Below are 19,875 nucleotides of genomic sequence, written 5' to 3' on the forward strand. Positions count from 1 at the left end.
ATAATCGTTTCTTATATATCCATTGTCTATTTTACCGAAATCCTCATCATTTTACTAATATGTTACTCTTCCACTTTAAACTGCTCGACTAATCTTTCTAAATCTCTCATATGTTCTGTCAAACTTTCCATCGTGTGAGCTACCTTTTCTAAATGATTCACCTGTGATTCCGTTGCAGCATGTACCTCTTCAGAAACAGCTGCACTTTCTTGACTCGTACCAGCAATTGTATGCATTACCGCTGTAATTTCCCCTTGCTCGTAACCTATGTTATGTACCTCTTCTACAATTTTTTCAACTGAAGTACTAATCGTATTTACAACTGACATAATTGTGCGGAACTCCATTTCCGCCTCTGTCGTCACTTTATTTTGTACATCTGCAATGTCTTTCAATTTACTTACAACTTCTACAACCCTTTTTACTTCTAATTGTACATCACCAATCATCGTTGTGATTTCTCCGGTTGCCTCTTTTGATTGTTCCGCTAATTTCCGAACCTCTTCAGCAACAACCGCAAATCCCTTACCTTGCTCACCTGCACGGGCAGCTTCAATCGATGCATTTAAAGCAAGTAAATTTGTTTGATCCGAAATGCCTTTTATAAGCTCAACAACATTTTGAATCGATCCAACTCTTTGTTCTAACTTATCCGATGCTTCTTCTGTATGAACAACAATCGAAGATGATTGTCCCCTCGTACGGATTAAATTCCTCATTGTATTTAATCCTTGCTTAGATGCCTCTTCCGCTTTGCCAGCTACTCCTTTTATTTCACCAACGGAGCTATTCATTTGTTCCACTGACTCCGCCATATTCTCGAGCTGAGCTGAAACTTCATCCACACCATTCGCAAGAGTAGAGGCTCCTCCACTCACATCATCCATTGCTCCTGAAACTTCTCTACTAGCCGCTACTGTTTCATTCGTTAAGTAATGTAAACTATTCGTTGATTGTTGCACCGTTGATACGCTGTTTTTAATTTTACTTACCATTTCATTCATTTGTTCAACCATATCATTAAAGTGCTTAGTCAACTCTCCAACTTCATCTTTACTTGTCACTTTCATTCGCAACGTTAAATCGCCTTCTGCTACTTTTTGCACGTGATTCTTTAATAGTTGCAGTGGTCTTGCTAATCTTCTTGAGAACAAGTAGGAAGCTACGATTCCAACTAATAAACTAATACATGCCATTATAATAACTGTATTTCTCGTACTATTTAATAGCCCATCGATTGTTTCTTTCGGATAAAAGATTCCTATCGTCCATTTCATCGTATCAAATGATTGACTGTAAACAACTACATCTTCACCTTTTATTGTACTGACCGCATATTTTGTTACCTCTTTATTTAAGCTCTTTATAAGCGGCTCTTTAGAAACATCTTTCCCTATCTTTTCTGGATAAACAAGAGCCATATTTTTATCATTTATAATAAACATTTCTCCGTCATTATTGTATTGAATATTGTGAAGCAACTTCTGAATCGTCCCAAGCGATACATCCATCGCAACAACGCCTAATACAGATCCATCTTGAGCTGTAATTGCTTTAGAAACACCTACACTTAACTTTCCTGTTGCAATTTCATAAGAAGGTTGTCCCCAGTGGACCTTTTTTACATCAGCCTCTGAATCTTTATACCATGGTCTTGTCGTTGGATCGTATCCTTCTGGCACTTGCCCACCTTCAGCAAGATTGGCACTTAATGTTTTTTTATCTTTCGTACCAATATATAAATCTAAAATACCAGGATGATTCTTTTTATACTCTGCAAACTCTTTCGTTAAAAACGCTTCCTCTTCTGGAGTAACCCCACCTTGAAGTATATTACGAATCATCTCACTGTTCGCGTAATACCCCATATCTTCATCCGTTCTTTGAACAAATGTCGTAAGTTGCTCTGTCACAAGATCCATCGCATTTTGAGAATACTCGTCTAAGGAACGCACTTCCTTTTCTTTCTGTAATTGATACACAGCTGTACCCAATATTACGAACATCATAGAAATAAGTACTGAAAACACTACCGCAATTTTTAAACGTAAACTTCTTAACATCTTCCCCCCAGCATCCCCTTCGCATTAAATTAAAATCTTATTAATCATTATATTAAGTATAATAGATAAAATTAAAAAATTGAAATTAATTCTCACCTTAATACAATTAGAAAACGGACTACCACTTGTGCAAAAACAAATAGTTCATTATCCTTAAAATATAATCTCATTCGTTCGGAGGGAACTATGTTACAAAAATTCGGTTTCTCACAATATGAAAGCCAAGCTTATGAAGTTGTCGTATCAAGCAATGAACCATTAGATGCTACAACGATTGTGAAGCATTCAGGTGTTCCAAAAGCAAAAATATATGAAGTGCTAGCACGCCTAATCGATAAAGGAATGGTAATGGATTCTGTTTCAGAAAAGAAAAAACTGTATACAGCATTACCACTAAAGCTAGCAATTGAAAAATTAACGACAGAATTCCAATCAAATATTAAAGAACTGGAAACAAATATATCAAAAAAATCATTTACAGATGACCGTGTGTGGAGCTTAAAAATGCAATCTTCTATTCGAGTTCAAAGTAAGGAACTCATTGAAAGTGCAAAAGAATCAATCCGTATTTCAGCTTGGAATGATACTCTTTTAGAATATCTTCCTTTACTAGAACAAAAAGCAAAACAAGGTGTTCAAATTGAATCCCTTATTGTTGGAGAAGTAGAAACAGACTTAGAAAACATGCATTTTCTAATCCCAGCTGAAGAACCTAATGCATTAGAGCGCTACTTGCTACTCATCGTTGACGATCGTGAAATTTTATTTGCTGGCGTAGAACAAGAGTCATGGCAAGCAATGAAAACAATGTCACAACCATTCGTAAAGTTCTTTACAGAATTTTTCTATCATGACGTTGCACTTGCAAAGATTACCCAGAAACACCATGACCTCTTTATGGAAGATGAGGAAATTAAGAGTTTGTTAATGAAATTAAGATACTAATTAAATAATAAAAAGGAGTCTAGTTTTTCACTTAGACTCCTTTTCGTTTTGTTCCTTTATCTCCATCAACAGCTCAATGATTTTCTCATTTTGCTCTACTTGTTTCTCTGAATTTTTATAGATGAAACGAACCCATCTAAGTGCAAGAATAATAAGAAACAAAGGGAGCATTGAAATTAGAAGACCAATAATTGAAAAATTCGTATACATATACATCACCTCGCTACATACAAATTCTCCACCTTTCTACTAAAACCTGCGATTTTTTACAAATAAAAAAAGAACCTATCAAACGATAGATTCTTCTTTCACGAACTGAGTAGAGCGTCCTCTCGTAATCGAGAAAATCGCGCAAAGCAGTGCTAATACAATAAAGCCACCGCCTACCCAAGCATTATATATAACAGATGATTTTTCGATAACAACTCCGCCTACTGTTGAACCAAGTGCAATTCCTAAGTGAAGGGCAGAGTTATTTAAACTTTGCTGAATACCAGCTGATTCTGGTGCAATTTCAATTAAATAGTTTTGTTGCGCTGGTGAAATCGCCCAGCTCAGCATACTCCAAAGTCCCATCATAATGATGAAGAGTGGGAATGAGAATGTCATTAATGGCAGTATGAAGATTGCACACGCAAATACGATAATGATGGAAATAATACTTTTCTTCGATCCCCATTTATCAGCAAGCCAGCCACCGAATCCGCCACCAATTACTGCTGCGATTCCGAAAATAAAGTAAAACACACTAATCCAGTTTGCTTCAACATACATGACATCTTTTAAAAACGGTGTTAAATATGCATACAATGTTAAATGCCCTGTTAAAAACAAAAATGATGTTAACTGTGCACTTACAATTTTTTTATCTTTTAAAGTAGCAAGTTGTTCTTTTATTGATAATACCGATGTCGGTGGTACTTTCGTTAAGAATAATGAAATACAAGCAATTGCCATAACTGTTAATACCGCAATTAATACAAATGGTGCACGCCATCCGTATGCATTTCCGAGCACAAGACCGAGCGGTACTCCAAGTACGAGTGATCCGCTAATTCCCATGAAAATGATTCCAATTGCACGCGCACGAAAATGCGGTTCTACAACACTAGAAGCAAGTGTTACCGATAGTGCAATAATTAATGAACCACTCGCCGCACAAATAACCCTTGAGAACATTAGCATTCCGTAATTCACACTAAATGCCGAAATAATATTTCCGATTAAGAAAATCGATAATGCTCCAACATACAATGTTTTTCTTTCAAACTTCCCTGTCAAAGCTAATAAAACTGGACCTGACAAAGCAAATACTACCGAAAATATTGTTATAAGCTGACCAGCTGCGCTAATAGATACTCCTAAATCATTGGCAACTAAATCGAGCGTTCCTCCTATAATTAGCTCAACCGTTCCGACTACAAAAGCCGCGATAGCTAAAATATAAACACGAAAATTCAAGTCTTTCCCCACGCTTTCTATTTTGGTTACTACGACTATAGTAACCAAAATAGAAAATGGAAGCAAGTACAATTTTTTTACAGTAAAAAAGGTAGGCGTATAATACGCCTACCTTTTCATCATTCTGTTTCTTTCTTCTTATTTAAATACCAATACACCGGAAGTCCCGTAAATACAATTCCAATCGATAAGAAACAACTTACTGGATCGTTAATAATCGCACTACCAATTACAAAAAACGAACCTAAAATCGCTACGATTGGTACGATTGGGAATAACGGTACACTATATGCACGCTCTTTATTCTTATTACGTTTTCTTAAAATGAAGACACCAATAAACGTCATTACATAGAAAATATAAATAATGAATACGGAAATCTCAGATAGCTTATTTGGATCACTAATAATCATTAAAATAATTCCTAAAATGATTTCAACAGTAATCGCATTTGCTGGTGTTTTAAATCTCGGACTTTCCTTTGCAATAAACTTAGAAAATGGAAGTTGTCCACGCTCTGCCATAGACATTGGGATACGTGGGAACGTTAAAATCTTTCCATTTAAACAGCCGAAAATAGAAACGATAATACCGATACTAATAATTTTTCCGCCATATTCTCCAAGTAACATGCCTGCAGCTGTCGCTGTTGCATTTTCTCCAAGGTCTACAATTTTCGCTGCTGGTAATACATTTAATAATGCCAAGTTAATTAATACGTAAGCAGCCGTTACGATTAAAATCCCTACTGTCATTGCTTTCGGTAATAACTTTGTTGGATTCTTCATTTCTCCACCAATCGAAGCAAGTAAAATCCAGCCGTCATAAGCAAATAACGTTGCTAAAATTGCCATACCGATACTTTGATTTTCCGATATCGGCACAACTACGTTAAAAATATCGCTATTCCCTTTCCAGAAACCTAGCACAACAATTAACACAATCGGAATCATCTTCCCAATTGTCGTGATTGTTTGAACGATACCTCCGTATTTTGTTCCCATACTATTTACAACGCCAAGGAACACAACCGTTCCAATTGCGATTGGTAAATTCCACACTTTATCTAAATAGAAAAAATTAATCACTAAAGAACTAAAGTATAAACCTAATGTTCCGATAATAGCAGGTCCATAAACAATTGTTTGCATCCAACCTGATAAATATCCCCAAAAACTTCCGTAAATCTCCTCTAAATACGTATACAACCCACCATTTTTCGGGATTTGCGCTCCAATTTCAGCTACTGTTAAACCACTTGCTAGCGTCAACAGACCACCAATTACCCAAGCAAGAATGGCCATATTAGAACTCCCCGAGTAATCTAATACGCTCCCTGGTTTCATAAACACACCAGATCCAATAATCGTTCCTACTACGATAGAAAGTGCTACTGTTAAACCAATTTTGTTCTTCTCATCATGATGCATGCTGCGTATCCTCCTTCCAATCCTAGTGTGATGCAAAAATGAAATAAAAAAACACTCCTCCCTAAAAAAGGGACGAGTGTTGTATTCGTGGTTCCACCCTTGTTTCAATTCGTAAAGTAACACACTTCACCAATTTCTCAAGTCTAAATAACGGTTTTTGCCGGCAAGCAATTACTAGATGCTCGTTCACTGCTGCAGTTCAGAGGTGGTAATCTATTTTTCCGTATTAGGAAGCTCACAGCCAAAGGCTTCCCTCTCTGAGAATCGTAAAAAATTGATCGTGTCCTCATCATCACTTCTTGATGTCGAATTTTGTAGTTATTGTTCATTATATTGAATTGTTAGAAAAAATCAATATATTTTTTATATAACATAGGAAATATTTATCTTCTTATATTATAACAGAAGCTGTAATATTTCTCTAATTCCCTCGTATCTTTGGAGCAGTGTAGCTGTAAAAATTATATCAGCGATTTTTCAAATATATCGATTTACCAACAAAAAACGCCAACAATAAAAGGAGGTCTTTCAAAAGAAAGCCCCCACACGAAAGATACGACTTCATTCAATTATTTCTCATCTTTTTTCATAAAAAACTTATGGTGCGGTAAATCAACATTCAATGCCTCTAATTGTTTCTTTTCATTGTCTAAAATCGCTTTTGCTTTTGTTTTTGTTGCTTCATCTAATCCTGCAAAGATGTCTTCATGCTTCTCTTTCTCTGGAAGTTTCACACCTAATTTTGTTAATTCTTCTTTTGCTTGCTCATGCGTTAATTTTCCAGATTTCTTTTGCTCTAAAATTGACTTTGCTTTTGCTTTTGCCTGTTCATCTAAGTTAGCAAACATGTCTCCATGTTTACCTTTCTCCGGCATTTTCACGCCTAGCTTTGTTAATTCCTCTTTTGCTTGCTCATGCGTTAATTTTCCAGATTTCTTTTGCTCTAAAATCGACTTCGCTTTCTCTTTCGCCTGCTCATCTAAGTTAGCAAACATGTCTCCACGCTTACCTTTCTCCGGCATTTTTACGCCTAACTTTGTTAATTCCTCTTTTGCTTGTTCACGTGTTAGTTTTCCGGATTTCTCTTGCTCTAAAATTGACTTCGCTTTTTCTTTCGCCTGTTCATCTAATCCTGCAAACATGTCTTTACGCTTCTCTTTCTCCGGAAGCTTTACACCTAGTTCCTGTAACTGTTTCTTTGTATCGTCCATAATCGTTTTTACTTTTTGTTTTGTAGCGTCATCTAAATCTTTTTTCACTGTTTTTGTCGCTTGCTCAGCTGTTGGAGTATTTGTTGCCGCGAATGCCGGAACACCGACTCCTCCAATGATTCCGAATGATAAAGCACCTGCAATCGCTAAATAACCAACTGTTTTCTTCTTCATAGGAAATTTCCTCCTTCATATTTCTAAAGCATGTACACTTTCGTATACAACGCCAATAGTAATATTGGTTTCTTAAAATTTCCTTAACGATTCAAATAAAAAACACCGCTCGTAATGAGCGGTGTTTCTCTATGCTTTTTGTAATTGTAACTCTTCACGTTCCATTATTTTTCTTAATACAATTGTTTGTGTCATTGTAAATAAGTTACCTGTTATCCAGTACAACACAAGTCCTGATGGCGCCGCAAACCCCATAAATAGAATCATTGCTGGCATCATAATTTGCTGCATCTTTAGCATCTGTACTTGTTCTCCAGGTGTAATATTCGATTGGAAAACTTTCATCTGAATAAATGTCGTTAACGCTGCAATAATCGGTAATATATGATATGGATCTGCATGTCCTAGGTTCACCCATAAAAACGAAGATGTGCGAATCTCTTCCGTTCTGCTAATCGCATAATACAAAGCAGAGAAAATCGGCATTTGTATAAAAATTGGCCAGCAACCAGCAAGTGGATTCCAACCGCCTGATTTCATTAGTTCTGACATTTCTTTTTGATACTGCTTTTGTTTTTCAAGGTCTTTGCTTACATCACCGTATTTTTTCTTTAGCTTCTGCAATTCAGGTTGCATTTTCTTCATTTTCGCTTGGCTGCGATATTGCGAAACAGCTAATGGAATCATGGCTGAACGAATAACGAGCGTCATAATAATGATAGCAACCCCGAAGCTAGCTCCCGGTATATGATGAGCAACAAATTGAATCATATACGAGATTGGATATACGAAATAATGGTTCCATATTCCCGTACTATGTGAATCAATTGTGCCTGCATTACTGCAGCCGGATAAAACAAAAACAAGTACTACTGATAAACTAATGAGCGCAGCTCGGTATGATTTTAACATGTTCATTCCTCCAATGTTTCGTAATTATTTAGCGAAACATTGGTGTATACGGACCAACCTCATCATTCTCTTCACTTGATTCTTGTCTGCGTACGGAACGAATCATTCCATATTTATAAAAAATTGAAAATAGCGGTACATTTCCCGCACTATCTTCACATGTATCAACTAACGCAAAAGCTCTTTGTCTACCGCTTGATGCTTGTTGACGCACAAAGCGAGAAACATTAGCAAGGAAGAAAACTTCTAATAAGCAAAGTGCTGTCGTTACAAACGATATATATAGAATTGCATCCTGCAATAAAAATTCCATCGCTTCACATCCTTAATAAGGTCATTTTAGCACATCGGGCAAATATTCTCTATTTCCTTTTATTTTCAAAAAAAGTATTTTGCATATTTTCTCAAGAAAACAATAATTAAGAAACGTTGTATTCGCTTTCTTTAGCATATTCACACACATCAATGAATAGGCTTGATTTATTAGAAATTTATAAAATTTTTGCATTATAATAAAACTATTGCCAGTTTTTGAAAAAACCTTTATTCTCTTCTTGTAATCAAAAATGAATATGGAGATGAAACATACTATGGGTCAACTAGGAGACGCCGATTACGTTCCCGACACCGCCTTTTTATCCTTCCCAGCAGCTAAAACATTTCACTTAGAATTTATGATACAGTTGGTTGTTATTTTTATAGCTTCTATTTTGTATGCAATTTCTATGAATATGTTTTTTATCCCGCATAATATGATTAGCGGTGGATTCGCTGGTGTAGGGATGATTATCGGTTATTTAATGCACTACAATATCGGTGCACTTATCTTTTTACTAAACATTCCTCTTCTTATTTTAAGTCACTTTTACTTAGGAAAGAAGACAACCTTTTTAACAGCGTACTTTGTAGCTGTGTCATCGTTAGCGATGAACATTATCCCGGTACACCAAGTTTCAGACGATATTTTACTTTCTTCTGTATTCGGTGGTGTTATCTGCGGAGCAGCTTCAGGAATTATATTCCGATTTGCTTCTTCAACAGGTGGTTTTGATGTTGTCGGATTGATTGTAGCGAAATATCGAGATGTTTCAATTGGAGCAATCATATTTGTATTCAACTTAATCTTACTTGTAGCAGCAGGTTTTATTTTCGGATGGGATATTACACTTTATACGTTAATTAGTCGATTTGTAGTCAGCAAAGTTATCGACGCTGTGCATACGAAACATATTAAATTAACGATAATGACTATTACAGAAAAAGGCGAGGAAATAAAAAGCGCACTACTACATCACGGCATACGCGGGGTGACAATGGTAGACGCTGTCGGCGGCTATACAAACCATAAGAAAAAAATGATTTACACTGTCGTGACTCGCTATGAGTTAGGCGAAATGAAACGTATTATCCGTCAAGTGGATAACAAAGCATTTATGAACATTACTGAAACAGTTGAAATTGTCGGCCGTTTCAAACGCATATAAAACAGGTTAATAAATTAAAGGGCATAACATATTAGTCATATATAATATGTTATGCCCTTTGTTATTCAACTAACGTACCTTTTAGCATAATAAAATCACTAAGTTTATTACTACAAATCGGAGGATAGCATTCCATATACAATACTATCTGTCCATTCCTCTTTATTCCAAAAATCTTGTATGAAATGGGCTTCCTTTCTCATGCCTATTCGTTCACACAATTTTTGTGAAGCTGTATTACGTGCATCAAGATTAGCCTGTATACGATGTACATTACATTCATTAAATAATTTCAATACCAAACTACTTACTGCTTCTGTTGCCAAACCTCTCCCAGCTACTTCCTTTGCAAAACTATAACCAATCTCAACAGTGTCTTTCATATTTGTGTACCATACGGATAAATCACCAACTACTTTAGTTTTGTATATAACTGCCAAACTTAATATTGTTTCTTTAGTAAGTACATTATTTGCTAGCTTCTTATTAAATCTTTTCTGCATGTCTTCATGAGTCCACTTATTATGTAATAGGAACTTACATGTATCATCACTATTATAAATAGCAAATACATCCTGTAAATCAGTACTCTTAAAAGGTCTAATTATTAATCTTTCTGTTGTGAACTCCAAGTTAGCTCTCCTCCCTTACATTCATGCTATAAAACATTTTTTATAGTATTTAAGCCTCATTCTTAGATCTCACCTTGATTACATATTTCATCATAATAAATTAAAATCCTTCTTCCACTAAACTGCACCGTTAATGGTATTTCCTTACGCTTTTTATTTTTTACACTTATTACAAAATCAGATAATTCTATTATTATGTCCCTAAATGTGTTATAATGAAAGCAGACTCACAAAAAAAAGAGTATATAGACTTGGAAGTTTCTCTTATTTTACAAGCAAAAAGAAACGAGCAGTCGGGTATATTTCAGACACCATACACGTAACGGTTTAAACAACCGATCATCTTAGTTACTCTTCAATGATCTTTTTATAAAAAGATACGTACAATTAAAACTCACTTCAATATACTATACCTACCTTTTTGACTTCCAAATCATCTTATTACATAGGGAGATGAACATATGAATCAATATATACGATATACAATAGCTGTCCTGTTTGCTATTATCGGCGGAACAATCTGCTTCTGGACAAACACTCAGCTTGGAGAGAATATCATCTTTAATGGAATCGAAACGCTTGTAAGCGCTTCAATTTTAGGCGGATACATTTACTTCCTCTTCAATCCAGAAGAAAATGCTCAAAAAACAATGTTATTAACAATGATCGGAATCGTTGGTGGATGTATTTCCTACTCAATGACAAACTATACATTACCACTTCAATTAAGCTCAGCTTTCTTCCACGGTCTATGGACTTGGTTCATTGCATTCTGCCTAGCAGACGTATTCAACCTATTACAAGACACTGAAGAAGATAGCGGTCGTCAAATTGAAAGTAACTCTTAAGCTGGAAGATACTCTTCCAGCTTTTTTATGTTGGTTTGCATACCCCGCATCACGATAAAAAGAAGTTGCCCTCACGGCAACTTCTTTCTCACATACCCCATCCAGTACCAACCGGATTATATCAGCGATTCTCCATATATATCGGCGATTTCTCCACTTATATCAGCGATTTTTTCATTATATCGACCGTTCGACACAGGCTATCGACTTACCGGCAATTTTCGGCAACCTATTTATGCTCTATACCCTGCCACTACAATAAAAAGAAGCTACCCAACGGCAACTTCTTTTCCACATACCCCACTTCGTATTCACTAAAATATATCAACGATTTTTCAAATATATCGATCATTTCTCCACTTATATCAACGATTTTTTCATTATATCAACGGTTCAACACAAGATATCGATTTAACGACAACCTTCGACACTCGAAACGCACAACATACCCTATCCCCCAAGCAACTTACTGCCGAACTCTACGATTAAAAAGATAATTAATAGGATCGCGAGTATCTTTAATGCTACATATGCCACTTTAAAAACAACATAAATGAGCAAGACTATCAAAATAATTGATAAAATTTCCATATTTACTTCCTCCAAGCTTTGCTCTTCTTATCTCATTTTACTCGCCCCGGACTATTTATGGAACGGCATAAGATGACATAGAAAAAAGAGGATACCTCACCCATCGTAAGATACCCTCACCTTCAACTGCTCAAACCATTCTCTTTCTAATTGTAAATATCCCATCTCACTCTTCTCGGCGCTCTTTAATTCTTTATCAGCTTTCTTCATATAAGTATGGGAAGCTTCTAGATCATTCTCTAAATATTTGATAATTCCTTGTGTACGATAATATCCGTTTAAGTCCATTTTTGTAATAGCCTTTGCATGTTCCTTTGCTTCTTGCAAAGAAAGACTATCCATCTGATAAAGGGCTTTATATAAAAGATACCAACTATGAAAACTGCTAACGAAAAACTTATTTTCTTTCGTTACAGGTAGTTGAACAATTCTTTCTATATACGGTATCGCTCTTTCCATTCCCTCTTGATCTGCACGAGCAAAAAAGACAAGCATAAGTCTACTCATTATCTCTCTTATCCCTTTATTGTCTTTTATTTTCTCCTCACTCAATTCTACTAATCTTTCATCCCAATCTTTCGGTCTTTTATAACTAAATAACTCACTCGATATTTGAATCTCATATAAATGATTTCTAGCTCTTTCATCATCTTTAATTAAAATAAGAAATTGCATCCCATCACTCATAAGCGTTCCTTTTATCGGCACAATTGTAACCGCAAAGATTGCAAAATGGAAAAAGGAAAAATATAAAAGATATTGATAATAACTCACCATGTATATGTAACCGGAAGTAATACCAAACAGTAAACTCGTAATTGGTCCACCTAAAGTGAGCCACGCCCATTTTTTCGAAAGATTCGGTGTCTCTATAGAAGGTGGTACTAGTGTTGCAACGCCTCCAAAGTAAGCCCATAATTTATTTGCTCGAATGCGTAATTTTCCCTTTTCTTTTTGAATAGTAATGGGTCCTACTGTCATAAATTTAAATGTTAAACCACCTATTACACCAAATACTACATGTCCTAGCTCATGAATGGCTAACACTAATAATGAAATTCCAACTATTGCCCATAGGTTCAAAATTACTTCTAATTTCCCAGTTCGGATTACTCCGTATAAAATGGACAGCATTAACGCCACTGTCATTGAACCAGCTGGCCTTCTTAAAATATCCACCTTTTTCTCCCCTTAATAAATCATTTTCCTTTGCATTTCGTACATGAACTTCCCAAGATGCAATATCCAAATAAATGAGATTAAGCCAATTAATACAAAATCGATATTACTAGCAGCTGTATATATAACGGCAGCCCACCATACATATGCCAATATTGTATTCTTAAATTCATATGCTTTATATCCAGCCTCATGCACAATGTGCTTTAATCCTTCATCTGCGTTTTTCGTCCACATTTTCATAGATTCCATATACGTTACACCTTGTTCAGGATATAGCTTATTATAACGATTTTTTGTTATGAGTCCGATAATTACTACAGTAGTTAAACAAACAATAGAAGCTACTAAATTCCACACCGCAAATGAAACATTTGTATCCTGCAACAGTGCACGTCTACATGTAATAACTGCATATACAAACCATGCCTGCGTCACTATATCACCTACACGTAAATATATACTTATAATGCCTAATTTTCTGCCTTGTACGCTCTCTTCTTCATCGCGTGCCTCTGCTAACATACGTGTATTCTTCCAAGTATAGTACATCATTAAAATTCCAAAAATAGTACATATACCTATAAATGTATTGGATGATAATTTTCTCGGTTCATCCGAGAGTAAATTTAAAGCTATATAAGACGTTAAAAATCCTCCTATCATACTTAATGCTATTTTCCCCACAGAATCAAATTGTTTTTTTCTCTTACTCTTCATCGTCCTCTTCCCCCTCTACTAACGTAAATATTTCCTCCACCGGTACATTGAAAATTTGTGCGATTTTTAACGACAATACGATAGATGGTGCATAATCCCCACGCTCAATTAAACTAATCGTTTGCCGTGATGATCCAATCGCTTTCCCTAAATCCCCTTGTGATAAACGATGCTTTGCTCGCAATTCCCTCACTCGATTTTGAAGCTTCATGTCTTCCCTCTTTTTCATTTATTTAATTACAATTGTAAATAATATCCTTATATTTGTCAATTATAATTGTCATTACGACTATAATAATTGACAAAATACTTATTTCTTATCCTGTATCAAATTCCTATAAAGAATGTAAAATGTGCATTAAACATAGTCTTAAAAATAAAATAAAAAAGGCAGTGCTTTTGCACTGCCTTCCTAAATTCTGACATAGAATGGATTTCATATTAACTTGCGTTTTGTAGTAATACTCGTTTTAACTGCTTACGGAAACGAATACCCAACGTAACCGCTACAATCACAATAACTCCAAAAATGATTTTACCGATATGATCTTCTAGCACTCCAAAGATATCATGTAAGTTTCCACCTAACCAGTAACCACCGATTAAGAAGAATGATACCCAAAATAGAGCGCCTGAATAAATTGTAATGGCAAAACGACGGAATGGTAAATTAATAATTCCTGCAAAGTATCCTGTGAAATGACGTACACCAGGAATAAAGAAACCAATAAAAATTAGGAAGTACCCATACTTATCAAACCACATTCTCGTTAAGTCAATTTTTCTTTGTGTTAAAAATACGTATTTCCCATACTTTTGAATGAAAGGCATACCTAATTTATTTCCTAAAAAGTATTGAATCGTCATTCCTACACTTGTCCCAATAAAGGATAGAATAATTAAAATCGGTAAACTTAAATCACCCTTATGTGCTAAAAATCCCGCATATGCTAATGTTGGCTCTCCCGGAAACGGAAGTGCAATATATTCTAACAGCAAGCCGACAAGTACAACATAATACCCGTATTGCTGAAATAATTCATGAATCCATTCCATGTCATCTCTCCTTTCAATCACGTACAACTTCTTACTATTATTGTATAAAAAAATTGTCGAAATAACTATCACAATAGCTTACATTTTTATTACATTTTTGTAAGGGTCACACTAATGATTTTCGTTCTTTATTAAATAGTAAAAATTATTTTCCAAGTCGAAATAGCGAAAAGACGCATTAATAACATGCAGATTTTATCCATTTTTTAGCACTAAAAAAGCTTTCTTATTTTGTTCTCAATAAAAAACCATCACAAACTCATGCTAACTTCATATTAGCTTCATATACGTATTGTAAGATTATATCGGAATTTGTTGAAAAATTTAACCAATATATGACTAAGCATTAATTTGAATAAATATAAGTCGTTTTTCGAAATTGAAAAAAGGGTGAATACGAAATGGAAGCATATAAAATGCACGATTTTATTAATACAAATGTTGAATCTCATCAAAATGAAACCGTTTTTAATTTACAAATATGTGAAACAAGTGAATTTGACGTAAGTTTAACAAAATCTACAACACTATCTTTTATCGTTTCAAAAAAGAATATTAAAATTGTCACGAAAAAATGGATTAATTCAAATCAAGAAAGCATGATTGGCAAAAGCTACATCATTCCAACAAAAGCTTTTCACTATTTCTTACCAATCATTTCTGAAAATGAAGATGAGCTAAATATTCAAGTTCAAAGTTTTGGACTACGTGGTGAGCTTTTATTAAATGAAAGATTACTTATTGATAACAACAAACACAACAGCAAAATCACTACATTCTTTGAAACATTAGATGAAAATGTAAATAAAGCATTACGAGGATTACAACTTCATTGTATGTAAGACTATTACGATAGTAAAAGGAGAATAACAATGAAAAAATTATTATTAAGCGCACTATTATCATTAGGATTTTTAACTCTTCCATTCGCTAGTGCAGAGGCAGCTACAACGAAAGATCAATTAATCGTAGACACTCAGTTAAATAAAATGGATTATTATCAGGATGGAAAATTTATAAAAAGTTTTACTGTCGCTACTGGAAAAGCTGCAACACCTACACCTAAAGGCACTTTTCAAATCGTAAATAAAATTAAAAACCGCCCTTATTATACAGGAAAAATTAAAGGCGGCGATCCACGTAATCCACTTGGTGACCGTTGGCTCGGATTAAATATGGCAGGAACTTACGGAACAACTTATGCGATTCACGGAACTAACAATAATCAAGCAATCGGCAAATGGACAACACTTGGTTGTATTCGTATGTATAACAATGATATACACTGGTTATTTGAGCGCGTTCAGCAGCAAGCTACTGTCACTGTAAAATAGCCTAAAAACAAGATTTATGTGTAGCCAAGAATTTTATGTCTTGGCTTATTTTATTTATTCATTTACAGTAGCAAAACAACTGTATTTACATATATAATAGGAATAGATTTGATTAGCTAATATCTAAACATTGATAAACGTAGATATTAAAATTATACAGTTATAATATTTTATAAATTTTATAATACATACTATAATAGAACTACTGTAATTCTGAATTATTCAGTAACACTAAACTATTCCCCTTGCTACCTTCATGATTATTTTATAGCGGGGGCTTATTATATGTATAAACAATCTGAGTCACTCGAAAAATGATGAATTCGAATATTGCAGTAAAAAGCGTTATTTAGGAGGTGTTACTATGACGCATATACTGGTGATTGAAGACAACCCAGATATACAAGAACTGATTCGTGAATTTCTAATGGCACAAAACTTTACCGTTGATGTAGTTGGTGCCGGAACAGAAGGTATTCTTCTTTTCCAAAAAAATTCATACGATCTTGTCCTCCTCGATGTAATGTTACCAGATATAGATGGCTATAGTATTTGTAAAATTATGCGAGGACAATCTGATGTACCAATCATTATGTTAACAGGCTTACATAATGAAGAAAGTGAAATTAAAGGATTTGAGTTAGGTATTGATGACTATATTACGAAACCGTTCCATTACACTGTATTTATTAAGCGTGTAGAGGCTGTATTAAGAAGGGCAGCAACGAAGGAAGCAGAAGCTGCAACTATACTACAATTCCATGAATTGATGTTAAACTCTACAGCATATGCAGCTTATGTTCATGGTAATCAAATTGAATTGACAACAAAAGAATTTGAAATTATTTATACTTTACTGCAAAATCGAGGAAAAGTATTATCAAGAAGTGATTTGTTGAATAAGGTATGGGGCTATGAACATTATGGTGATGTAAGAGTTATAGATACACATATTAAAAACTTAAGAAAAAAATTAGGAATTCCTTATATTAAAACGGTGAAAGGCATTGGCTACAAAATCGAATCGTAGCAAAGACAACATCACCAAAAATATTTTCATCAAAACCTTATTATTTTGTATTCTTTTATCACTTTGTCTTTATCAAATTATTTACTTTCTAGCTTCAAACTACGATAAAGAACGTTTTGCGAAAGAAAATGGAACGCCGACTACAGAACAGGCCGATTCAGATAAGCAAAACGACGGAAGTAAAACGAAGCAAAATAAAGCTGTGTCAAAGGGGAGTATTTCTAATTTCCAATCTTCTATTATAGATTATAAATCTCTTTCTACAGCTATCAATCACCTTTTGCAGCCTAGCCAAACTGCAAAGGCAAAAGAACATACACAAAATCTTTCGGGGAAAAATAGCACTTCTAATCCGCCTACAGAAGCAGAAAAGAAAGCCGCTAATAATGATGCCTTACATACACAAAATGCAGCAAGTAAAACAAATGATACAAATGATAATCCAAAGTTAGCAGATGCGTTGCAGCAATTAGCTCCACATATTGGCGCGACAATGCTTGCATTATCACTACTCGGATCATTAATTTATACAAAACTAATTGCCAAACCTTTTCAATATATGAGTGATGCTTTAAAAGATATTATGAATCTTGATTTCTCCGATAAAAAGCTACTTAACAAAAATGCAGATCAAACAGATTTTAATTTGCAAGTAGCCGCTTCGCAAGTACCAAATATTGTAAAGAATTTACATGCAAGCAATCAAGATTTAAGAAACGAGCTCAAGAAGGAACAACAATTAGAACAATCTCGTAAAGAATTTATGTCTATGGTGTCCCATGAATTAAAAACACCAATCGCAGCCGTCATGGGACAACTAGATGGCATGATTCACGGAATTGGAGCTTATAAAGATAGAGATAAGTATTTGAAACGTTCCTACGAGATGATGCAAGACATTAACATATTAACGGAAAAAATGTCGGAATTATCCAAAATACAAAACCCTCAATTTAAACCGAATTTAGAAGTCATTTCTTTATCTAATATTATTGAGGATGTTATGAAGAAAGTAGATTACTTTGTATCTGTAAAACAATTAAATGTACAATCTAATATTAAACACGACGTACAAATTTTAGCTGATCCTAAATTTATTCAAACTGCTATTTTTAACATTATTTCAAATGCAATTCATTATACAATTGACCATCAGCACGTATATATAAAGCTTTATGAAAAACCAAATGGTTACGCATTAGAAGTATTAAATACAGGTTCACAAATTGATGAAGATAAACTTGCTCATTTATTTGAGCCTTTCTATCGCGCAAATCCTGATAAACACGGGTTAGTACAAGGTAGTGGTCTTGGATTATATATCGTGAAACAAATATTAGATAAACATCAGTTTCCTTACGGGATACAAAACACAGCTCAAGGTGTAAAATGCTCCATTGTATTCCCAAAAGCAATGTAACATTCACTATAATTACATACCCCAAACTCATACTTCATGTGTGAGTGGCGGAATTTTGTAGAGTGTCTTACTCTGTTTCGTTCGCCCGTTATCCTTATTTGGATAGCGGGCGTTTTTTATTACTTAAAAGGAGGATTTTTTATGGAAAAGTTTAAATATTCATTGCTCGTTTTATTCGGTGCTTGCAGCTACGGCATACTTTCAACTATTTTCAAACTCGGATTCATAAATGGATTTTCAGCACATCAACTCCTAGGGGGACAATATGTCTTCGGATGGATTGGACTATTTCTACTCGTTCTTTTCTTTTCACATCATAAAGTAACAAAAAAACAATTTTTTTCATTACTAACCGTCGGAACAACAATGAGTATGACTGGGATTTTTTACGCTATTTCTGTAGAAGAACTACCCGCATCTATCGCTGTCGTCCTACTCTTTCAGTTCACTTGGATTGGTGTCATTATCGAAGCCATTGCAAATCGAACATTTCCAAGCCACGATAAGATCATATCTATCCTTATTTTATTTGCTGGTACATTGTTTGCAGGTGGTGTATTTGAAGGCCTCGGACAAAGTTTTTCTACGAAAGGGATTATCTTTGGGCTATTAGCTGCTGTCTCTTTTTCATTCTATGTTTTTGCAAGCGGGCGCGTCGCTACGGATGTTCCGCCTTATACGAAAAGCTTTCTTATGACAACAAGTGCTACTCTTATCGTATGCCTATTCTTTCCGCCAACCTTTTTAACAGACGGTGCTTTGCAAGCTGGCCTATGGAAATATACTTTCTTCCTCGGCTTGTTCGGTGTTGTCGTACCTGTCATTTGTTTTTCAATCGGTGTACCAAAGGTTGGAACAGGGCTTAGTACGATATTAGGTGCAGCTGAATTACCAACTGCTATTATTGCTTCAATTACACTTGTACATGAAGTCGTAACGTTCATGCAGTGGATTGGAATTATTTTTATATTGGTTGGGATCTTCACTCCTCAGCTGCTTACGGCTAGGAAAGAAAGGAAACACAATCGCGTGCACAGCGCTTGAAAAAATACAGAATTTATATAAAAGATATAACTGCAATTAAAATAAGTAAATTTATCTGGAGGTATAAATGACTATTTTAAGCATCGTATTTTTTGCTATTATGTGTATCTTCTTCCTAATAAGATATATGAAAGAAAAGAAATTTTACGATTTACTTCTCGTTCCCGTTTGTATATATGCAGGAGCAGTGAAAACTCCTTTCGTAGAGTACTTAAACTTTAATACTACATTTAAAATAACGTATGATATTGCAGCTATTATTCTTGTAATCCTTGCTGTACTTTTCTTTTTGAAAGATAAGAAAGAGAATCATACTGCATAACAAAAGACCTTTCATTTAC

At 34.7% G+C, this 19,875-nt stretch carries 22 protein-coding genes and 1 other annotated feature; of the genes, 9 read left to right on the top strand and 13 right to left on the bottom strand.

Going from position 1 to position 19,875, the window contains the following annotated elements:
* Positions 1-62: 62 nt before the first annotated feature.
* Positions 63-2,063, bottom strand: coding sequence for a methyl-accepting chemotaxis protein (locus ACXKY9_RS24880; protein ID WP_000946354.1), 2,001 nt, complete (start codon positions 2,061-2,063; stop codon positions 63-65).
* A gap of 186 nt (positions 2,064-2,249) precedes the next feature.
* On the opposite strand from ACXKY9_RS24880, the gene ACXKY9_RS24885 reads away from it, so the two are divergent.
* Positions 2,250-3,008 carry a TrmB family transcriptional regulator gene (locus ACXKY9_RS24885; RefSeq protein ID WP_000939479.1) on the top strand — a complete coding sequence of 253 codons (759 nt, stop codon included), beginning with the start codon at positions 2,250-2,252 and terminating at the stop codon, positions 3,006-3,008.
* A gap of 27 nt (positions 3,009-3,035) precedes the next feature.
* Here the strand turns inward: ACXKY9_RS24885 and ACXKY9_RS24890 are convergent, their stop codons facing one another.
* The 6 genes from ACXKY9_RS24890 to ACXKY9_RS24915 all read right to left on the bottom strand — a co-directional run bounded on the left by ACXKY9_RS24890 (position 3,036) and on the right by ACXKY9_RS24915 (position 8,509).
* The gene (locus ACXKY9_RS24890; protein ID WP_000288473.1) at positions 3,036-3,218 is read right to left on the bottom strand and encodes a hypothetical protein; all 183 of its coding nucleotides are present in this window, start codon (positions 3,216-3,218) and stop codon (positions 3,036-3,038) included.
* A 78-nt stretch (positions 3,219-3,296) separates the two neighbouring features.
* Positions 3,297-4,481 carry an MFS transporter gene (locus ACXKY9_RS24895; protein ID WP_003285707.1) on the bottom strand — a complete coding sequence of 395 codons (1,185 nt, stop codon included), beginning with the start codon at positions 4,479-4,481 and terminating at the stop codon, positions 3,297-3,299.
* Between the two features lie 107 nt (positions 4,482-4,588).
* Positions 4,589-5,899, bottom strand: coding sequence for an APC family permease (locus ACXKY9_RS24900; protein ID WP_000546336.1), 1,311 nt, complete (start codon positions 5,897-5,899; stop codon positions 4,589-4,591).
* A 65-nt stretch (positions 5,900-5,964) separates the two neighbouring features.
* Positions 5,965-6,201: a binding site (T-box leader), on the bottom strand.
* Between the two features lie 267 nt (positions 6,202-6,468).
* Positions 6,469-7,284 carry a hypothetical protein gene (locus tag ACXKY9_RS24905; protein ID WP_000730884.1) on the bottom strand — a complete coding sequence of 272 codons (816 nt, stop codon included), beginning with the start codon at positions 7,282-7,284 and terminating at the stop codon, positions 6,469-6,471.
* A 129-nt stretch (positions 7,285-7,413) separates the two neighbouring features.
* Positions 7,414-8,196: a membrane protein insertase YidC gene (locus ACXKY9_RS24910; protein ID WP_000920519.1), complete on the bottom strand. Its 783-nt coding sequence runs from the start codon at positions 8,194-8,196 to the stop codon at positions 7,414-7,416.
* Between the two features lie 28 nt (positions 8,197-8,224).
* A complete protein-coding gene (locus ACXKY9_RS24915; RefSeq protein ID WP_000394930.1) occupies positions 8,225-8,509 on the bottom strand; it encodes a hypothetical protein in 285 nt (94 codons plus the stop codon).
* A gap of 277 nt (positions 8,510-8,786) precedes the next feature.
* Here ACXKY9_RS24915 and ACXKY9_RS24920 point away from each other — a divergent pair, with 277 nt between their 5' ends.
* Positions 8,787-9,680 carry a YitT family protein gene (locus tag ACXKY9_RS24920; protein ID WP_000530044.1) on the top strand — a complete coding sequence of 298 codons (894 nt, stop codon included), beginning with the start codon at positions 8,787-8,789 and terminating at the stop codon, positions 9,678-9,680.
* A gap of 110 nt (positions 9,681-9,790) precedes the next feature.
* Here ACXKY9_RS24920 and ACXKY9_RS24925 read toward each other — a convergent pair whose 3' ends face one another.
* Positions 9,791-10,312, bottom strand: a complete 522-nt coding sequence (locus ACXKY9_RS24925) for a GNAT family N-acetyltransferase (protein WP_000397306.1) — start codon at positions 10,310-10,312, stop codon at positions 9,791-9,793.
* Positions 10,313-10,773: 461 nt separating this feature from the next.
* On the opposite strand from ACXKY9_RS24925, the gene ACXKY9_RS24930 reads away from it, so the two are divergent.
* Positions 10,774-11,160: a DUF3938 domain-containing protein gene (locus tag ACXKY9_RS24930; RefSeq protein ID WP_001077776.1), complete on the top strand. Its 387-nt coding sequence runs from the start codon at positions 10,774-10,776 to the stop codon at positions 11,158-11,160.
* 450 nt (positions 11,161-11,610) lie between these two features.
* Here ACXKY9_RS24930 and ACXKY9_RS24935 read toward each other — a convergent pair whose 3' ends face one another.
* The 5 genes from ACXKY9_RS24935 to ACXKY9_RS24955 form a co-directional block, all read right to left on the bottom strand.
* The gene (locus tag ACXKY9_RS24935) at positions 11,611-11,751 is read right to left on the bottom strand and encodes a DUF3985 family protein (RefSeq protein ID WP_000404758.1); all 141 of its coding nucleotides are present in this window, start codon (positions 11,749-11,751) and stop codon (positions 11,611-11,613) included.
* Positions 11,752-11,847: 96 nt separating this feature from the next.
* Complete coding sequence (locus tag ACXKY9_RS24940) at positions 11,848-12,900, bottom strand: site-2 protease family protein (protein ID WP_033676845.1); 1,053 nt, start codon at positions 12,898-12,900, stop codon at positions 11,848-11,850.
* A 42-nt stretch (positions 12,901-12,942) separates the two neighbouring features.
* Positions 12,943-13,650: a DUF3169 family protein gene (locus ACXKY9_RS24945; RefSeq protein ID WP_000837713.1), complete on the bottom strand. Its 708-nt coding sequence runs from the start codon at positions 13,648-13,650 to the stop codon at positions 12,943-12,945.
* Positions 13,640-13,861, bottom strand: coding sequence for a helix-turn-helix transcriptional regulator (locus tag ACXKY9_RS24950; protein ID WP_000776168.1), 222 nt, complete (start codon positions 13,859-13,861; stop codon positions 13,640-13,642). The genes ACXKY9_RS24945 and ACXKY9_RS24950 overlap by 11 nt, the downstream gene beginning before the upstream one ends.
* Positions 13,862-14,091: 230 nt before the next feature.
* Positions 14,092-14,706 carry a DedA family protein gene (locus tag ACXKY9_RS24955; RefSeq protein WP_000454752.1) on the bottom strand — a complete coding sequence of 205 codons (615 nt, stop codon included), beginning with the start codon at positions 14,704-14,706 and terminating at the stop codon, positions 14,092-14,094.
* Between the two features lie 401 nt (positions 14,707-15,107).
* Between ACXKY9_RS24955 and ACXKY9_RS24960 the strand changes: the two genes are divergently transcribed.
* The 6 genes from ACXKY9_RS24960 (at position 15,108) to ACXKY9_RS24985 (ending at position 19,856) form a co-directional block, all read left to right on the top strand.
* Complete coding sequence (locus ACXKY9_RS24960) at positions 15,108-15,548, top strand: DUF3978 family protein (protein WP_000388768.1); 441 nt, start codon at positions 15,108-15,110, stop codon at positions 15,546-15,548.
* A 30-nt stretch (positions 15,549-15,578) separates the two neighbouring features.
* Positions 15,579-16,040: a L,D-transpeptidase gene (locus ACXKY9_RS24965; RefSeq protein WP_000735058.1), complete on the top strand. Its 462-nt coding sequence runs from the start codon at positions 15,579-15,581 to the stop codon at positions 16,038-16,040.
* A 364-nt stretch (positions 16,041-16,404) separates the two neighbouring features.
* The gene (locus ACXKY9_RS24970; protein WP_000148833.1) at positions 16,405-17,070 is read left to right on the top strand and encodes a response regulator transcription factor; all 666 of its coding nucleotides are present in this window, start codon (positions 16,405-16,407) and stop codon (positions 17,068-17,070) included.
* Positions 17,048-18,490, top strand: a complete 1,443-nt coding sequence (locus ACXKY9_RS24975; RefSeq protein WP_000201959.1) for a sensor histidine kinase — start codon at positions 17,048-17,050, stop codon at positions 18,488-18,490. Before ACXKY9_RS24970 ends, ACXKY9_RS24975 begins: the two co-directional genes overlap by 23 nt.
* A gap of 141 nt (positions 18,491-18,631) precedes the next feature.
* Positions 18,632-19,534, top strand: coding sequence for an EamA family transporter (locus ACXKY9_RS24980; protein ID WP_000410476.1), 903 nt, complete (start codon positions 18,632-18,634; stop codon positions 19,532-19,534).
* Positions 19,535-19,601: 67 nt separating this feature from the next.
* Positions 19,602-19,856: a hypothetical protein gene (locus ACXKY9_RS24985; RefSeq protein ID WP_000154132.1), complete on the top strand. Its 255-nt coding sequence runs from the start codon at positions 19,602-19,604 to the stop codon at positions 19,854-19,856.
* Positions 19,857-19,875: the final 19 nt, after the last annotated feature.

It is taken from the genome of Bacillus sp. 2175 (assembly GCF_057812155.1).

Coding starts and splice junctions, on each gene's coding strand:
- ACXKY9_RS24960 (WP_000388768.1), top strand. CDS start 15,108: ATGGAAGCATATAAAATGCACGATTTTATTAATACAAATGTTGAATCT.
- ACXKY9_RS24935 (WP_000404758.1), bottom strand. CDS start 11,751: ATGGAAATTTTATCAATTATTTTGATAGTCTTGCTCATTTATGTTGTT.
- ACXKY9_RS24905 (WP_000730884.1), bottom strand. CDS start 7,284: ATGAAGAAGAAAACAGTTGGTTATTTAGCGATTGCAGGTGCTTTATCA.
- ACXKY9_RS24890 (WP_000288473.1), bottom strand. CDS start 3,218: ATGTATACGAATTTTTCAATTATTGGTCTTCTAATTTCAATGCTCCCT.
- ACXKY9_RS24940 (WP_033676845.1), bottom strand. CDS start 12,900: ATGACAGTGGCGTTAATGCTGTCCATTTTATACGGAGTAATCCGAACT.
- ACXKY9_RS24885 (WP_000939479.1), top strand. CDS start 2,250: ATGTTACAAAAATTCGGTTTCTCACAATATGAAAGCCAAGCTTATGAA.
- ACXKY9_RS24880 (WP_000946354.1), bottom strand. CDS start 2,063: ATGTTAAGAAGTTTACGTTTAAAAATTGCGGTAGTGTTTTCAGTACTT.
- ACXKY9_RS24980 (WP_000410476.1), top strand. CDS start 18,632: ATGGAAAAGTTTAAATATTCATTGCTCGTTTTATTCGGTGCTTGCAGC.
- ACXKY9_RS24910 (WP_000920519.1), bottom strand. CDS start 8,196: ATGTTAAAATCATACCGAGCTGCGCTCATTAGTTTATCAGTAGTACTT.
- ACXKY9_RS24915 (WP_000394930.1), bottom strand. CDS start 8,509: ATGGAATTTTTATTGCAGGATGCAATTCTATATATATCGTTTGTAACG.
- ACXKY9_RS24970 (WP_000148833.1), top strand. CDS start 16,405: ATGACGCATATACTGGTGATTGAAGACAACCCAGATATACAAGAACTG.
- ACXKY9_RS24985 (WP_000154132.1), top strand. CDS start 19,602: ATGACTATTTTAAGCATCGTATTTTTTGCTATTATGTGTATCTTCTTC.
- ACXKY9_RS24955 (WP_000454752.1), bottom strand. CDS start 14,706: ATGGAATGGATTCATGAATTATTTCAGCAATACGGGTATTATGTTGTA.
- ACXKY9_RS24945 (WP_000837713.1), bottom strand. CDS start 13,650: ATGAAGAGTAAGAGAAAAAAACAATTTGATTCTGTGGGGAAAATAGCA.
- ACXKY9_RS24920 (WP_000530044.1), top strand. CDS start 8,787: ATGGGTCAACTAGGAGACGCCGATTACGTTCCCGACACCGCCTTTTTA.
- ACXKY9_RS24930 (WP_001077776.1), top strand. CDS start 10,774: ATGAATCAATATATACGATATACAATAGCTGTCCTGTTTGCTATTATC.
- ACXKY9_RS24950 (WP_000776168.1), bottom strand. CDS start 13,861: ATGAAGCTTCAAAATCGAGTGAGGGAATTGCGAGCAAAGCATCGTTTA.
- ACXKY9_RS24900 (WP_000546336.1), bottom strand. CDS start 5,899: ATGCATCATGATGAGAAGAACAAAATTGGTTTAACAGTAGCACTTTCT.
- ACXKY9_RS24965 (WP_000735058.1), top strand. CDS start 15,579: ATGAAAAAATTATTATTAAGCGCACTATTATCATTAGGATTTTTAACT.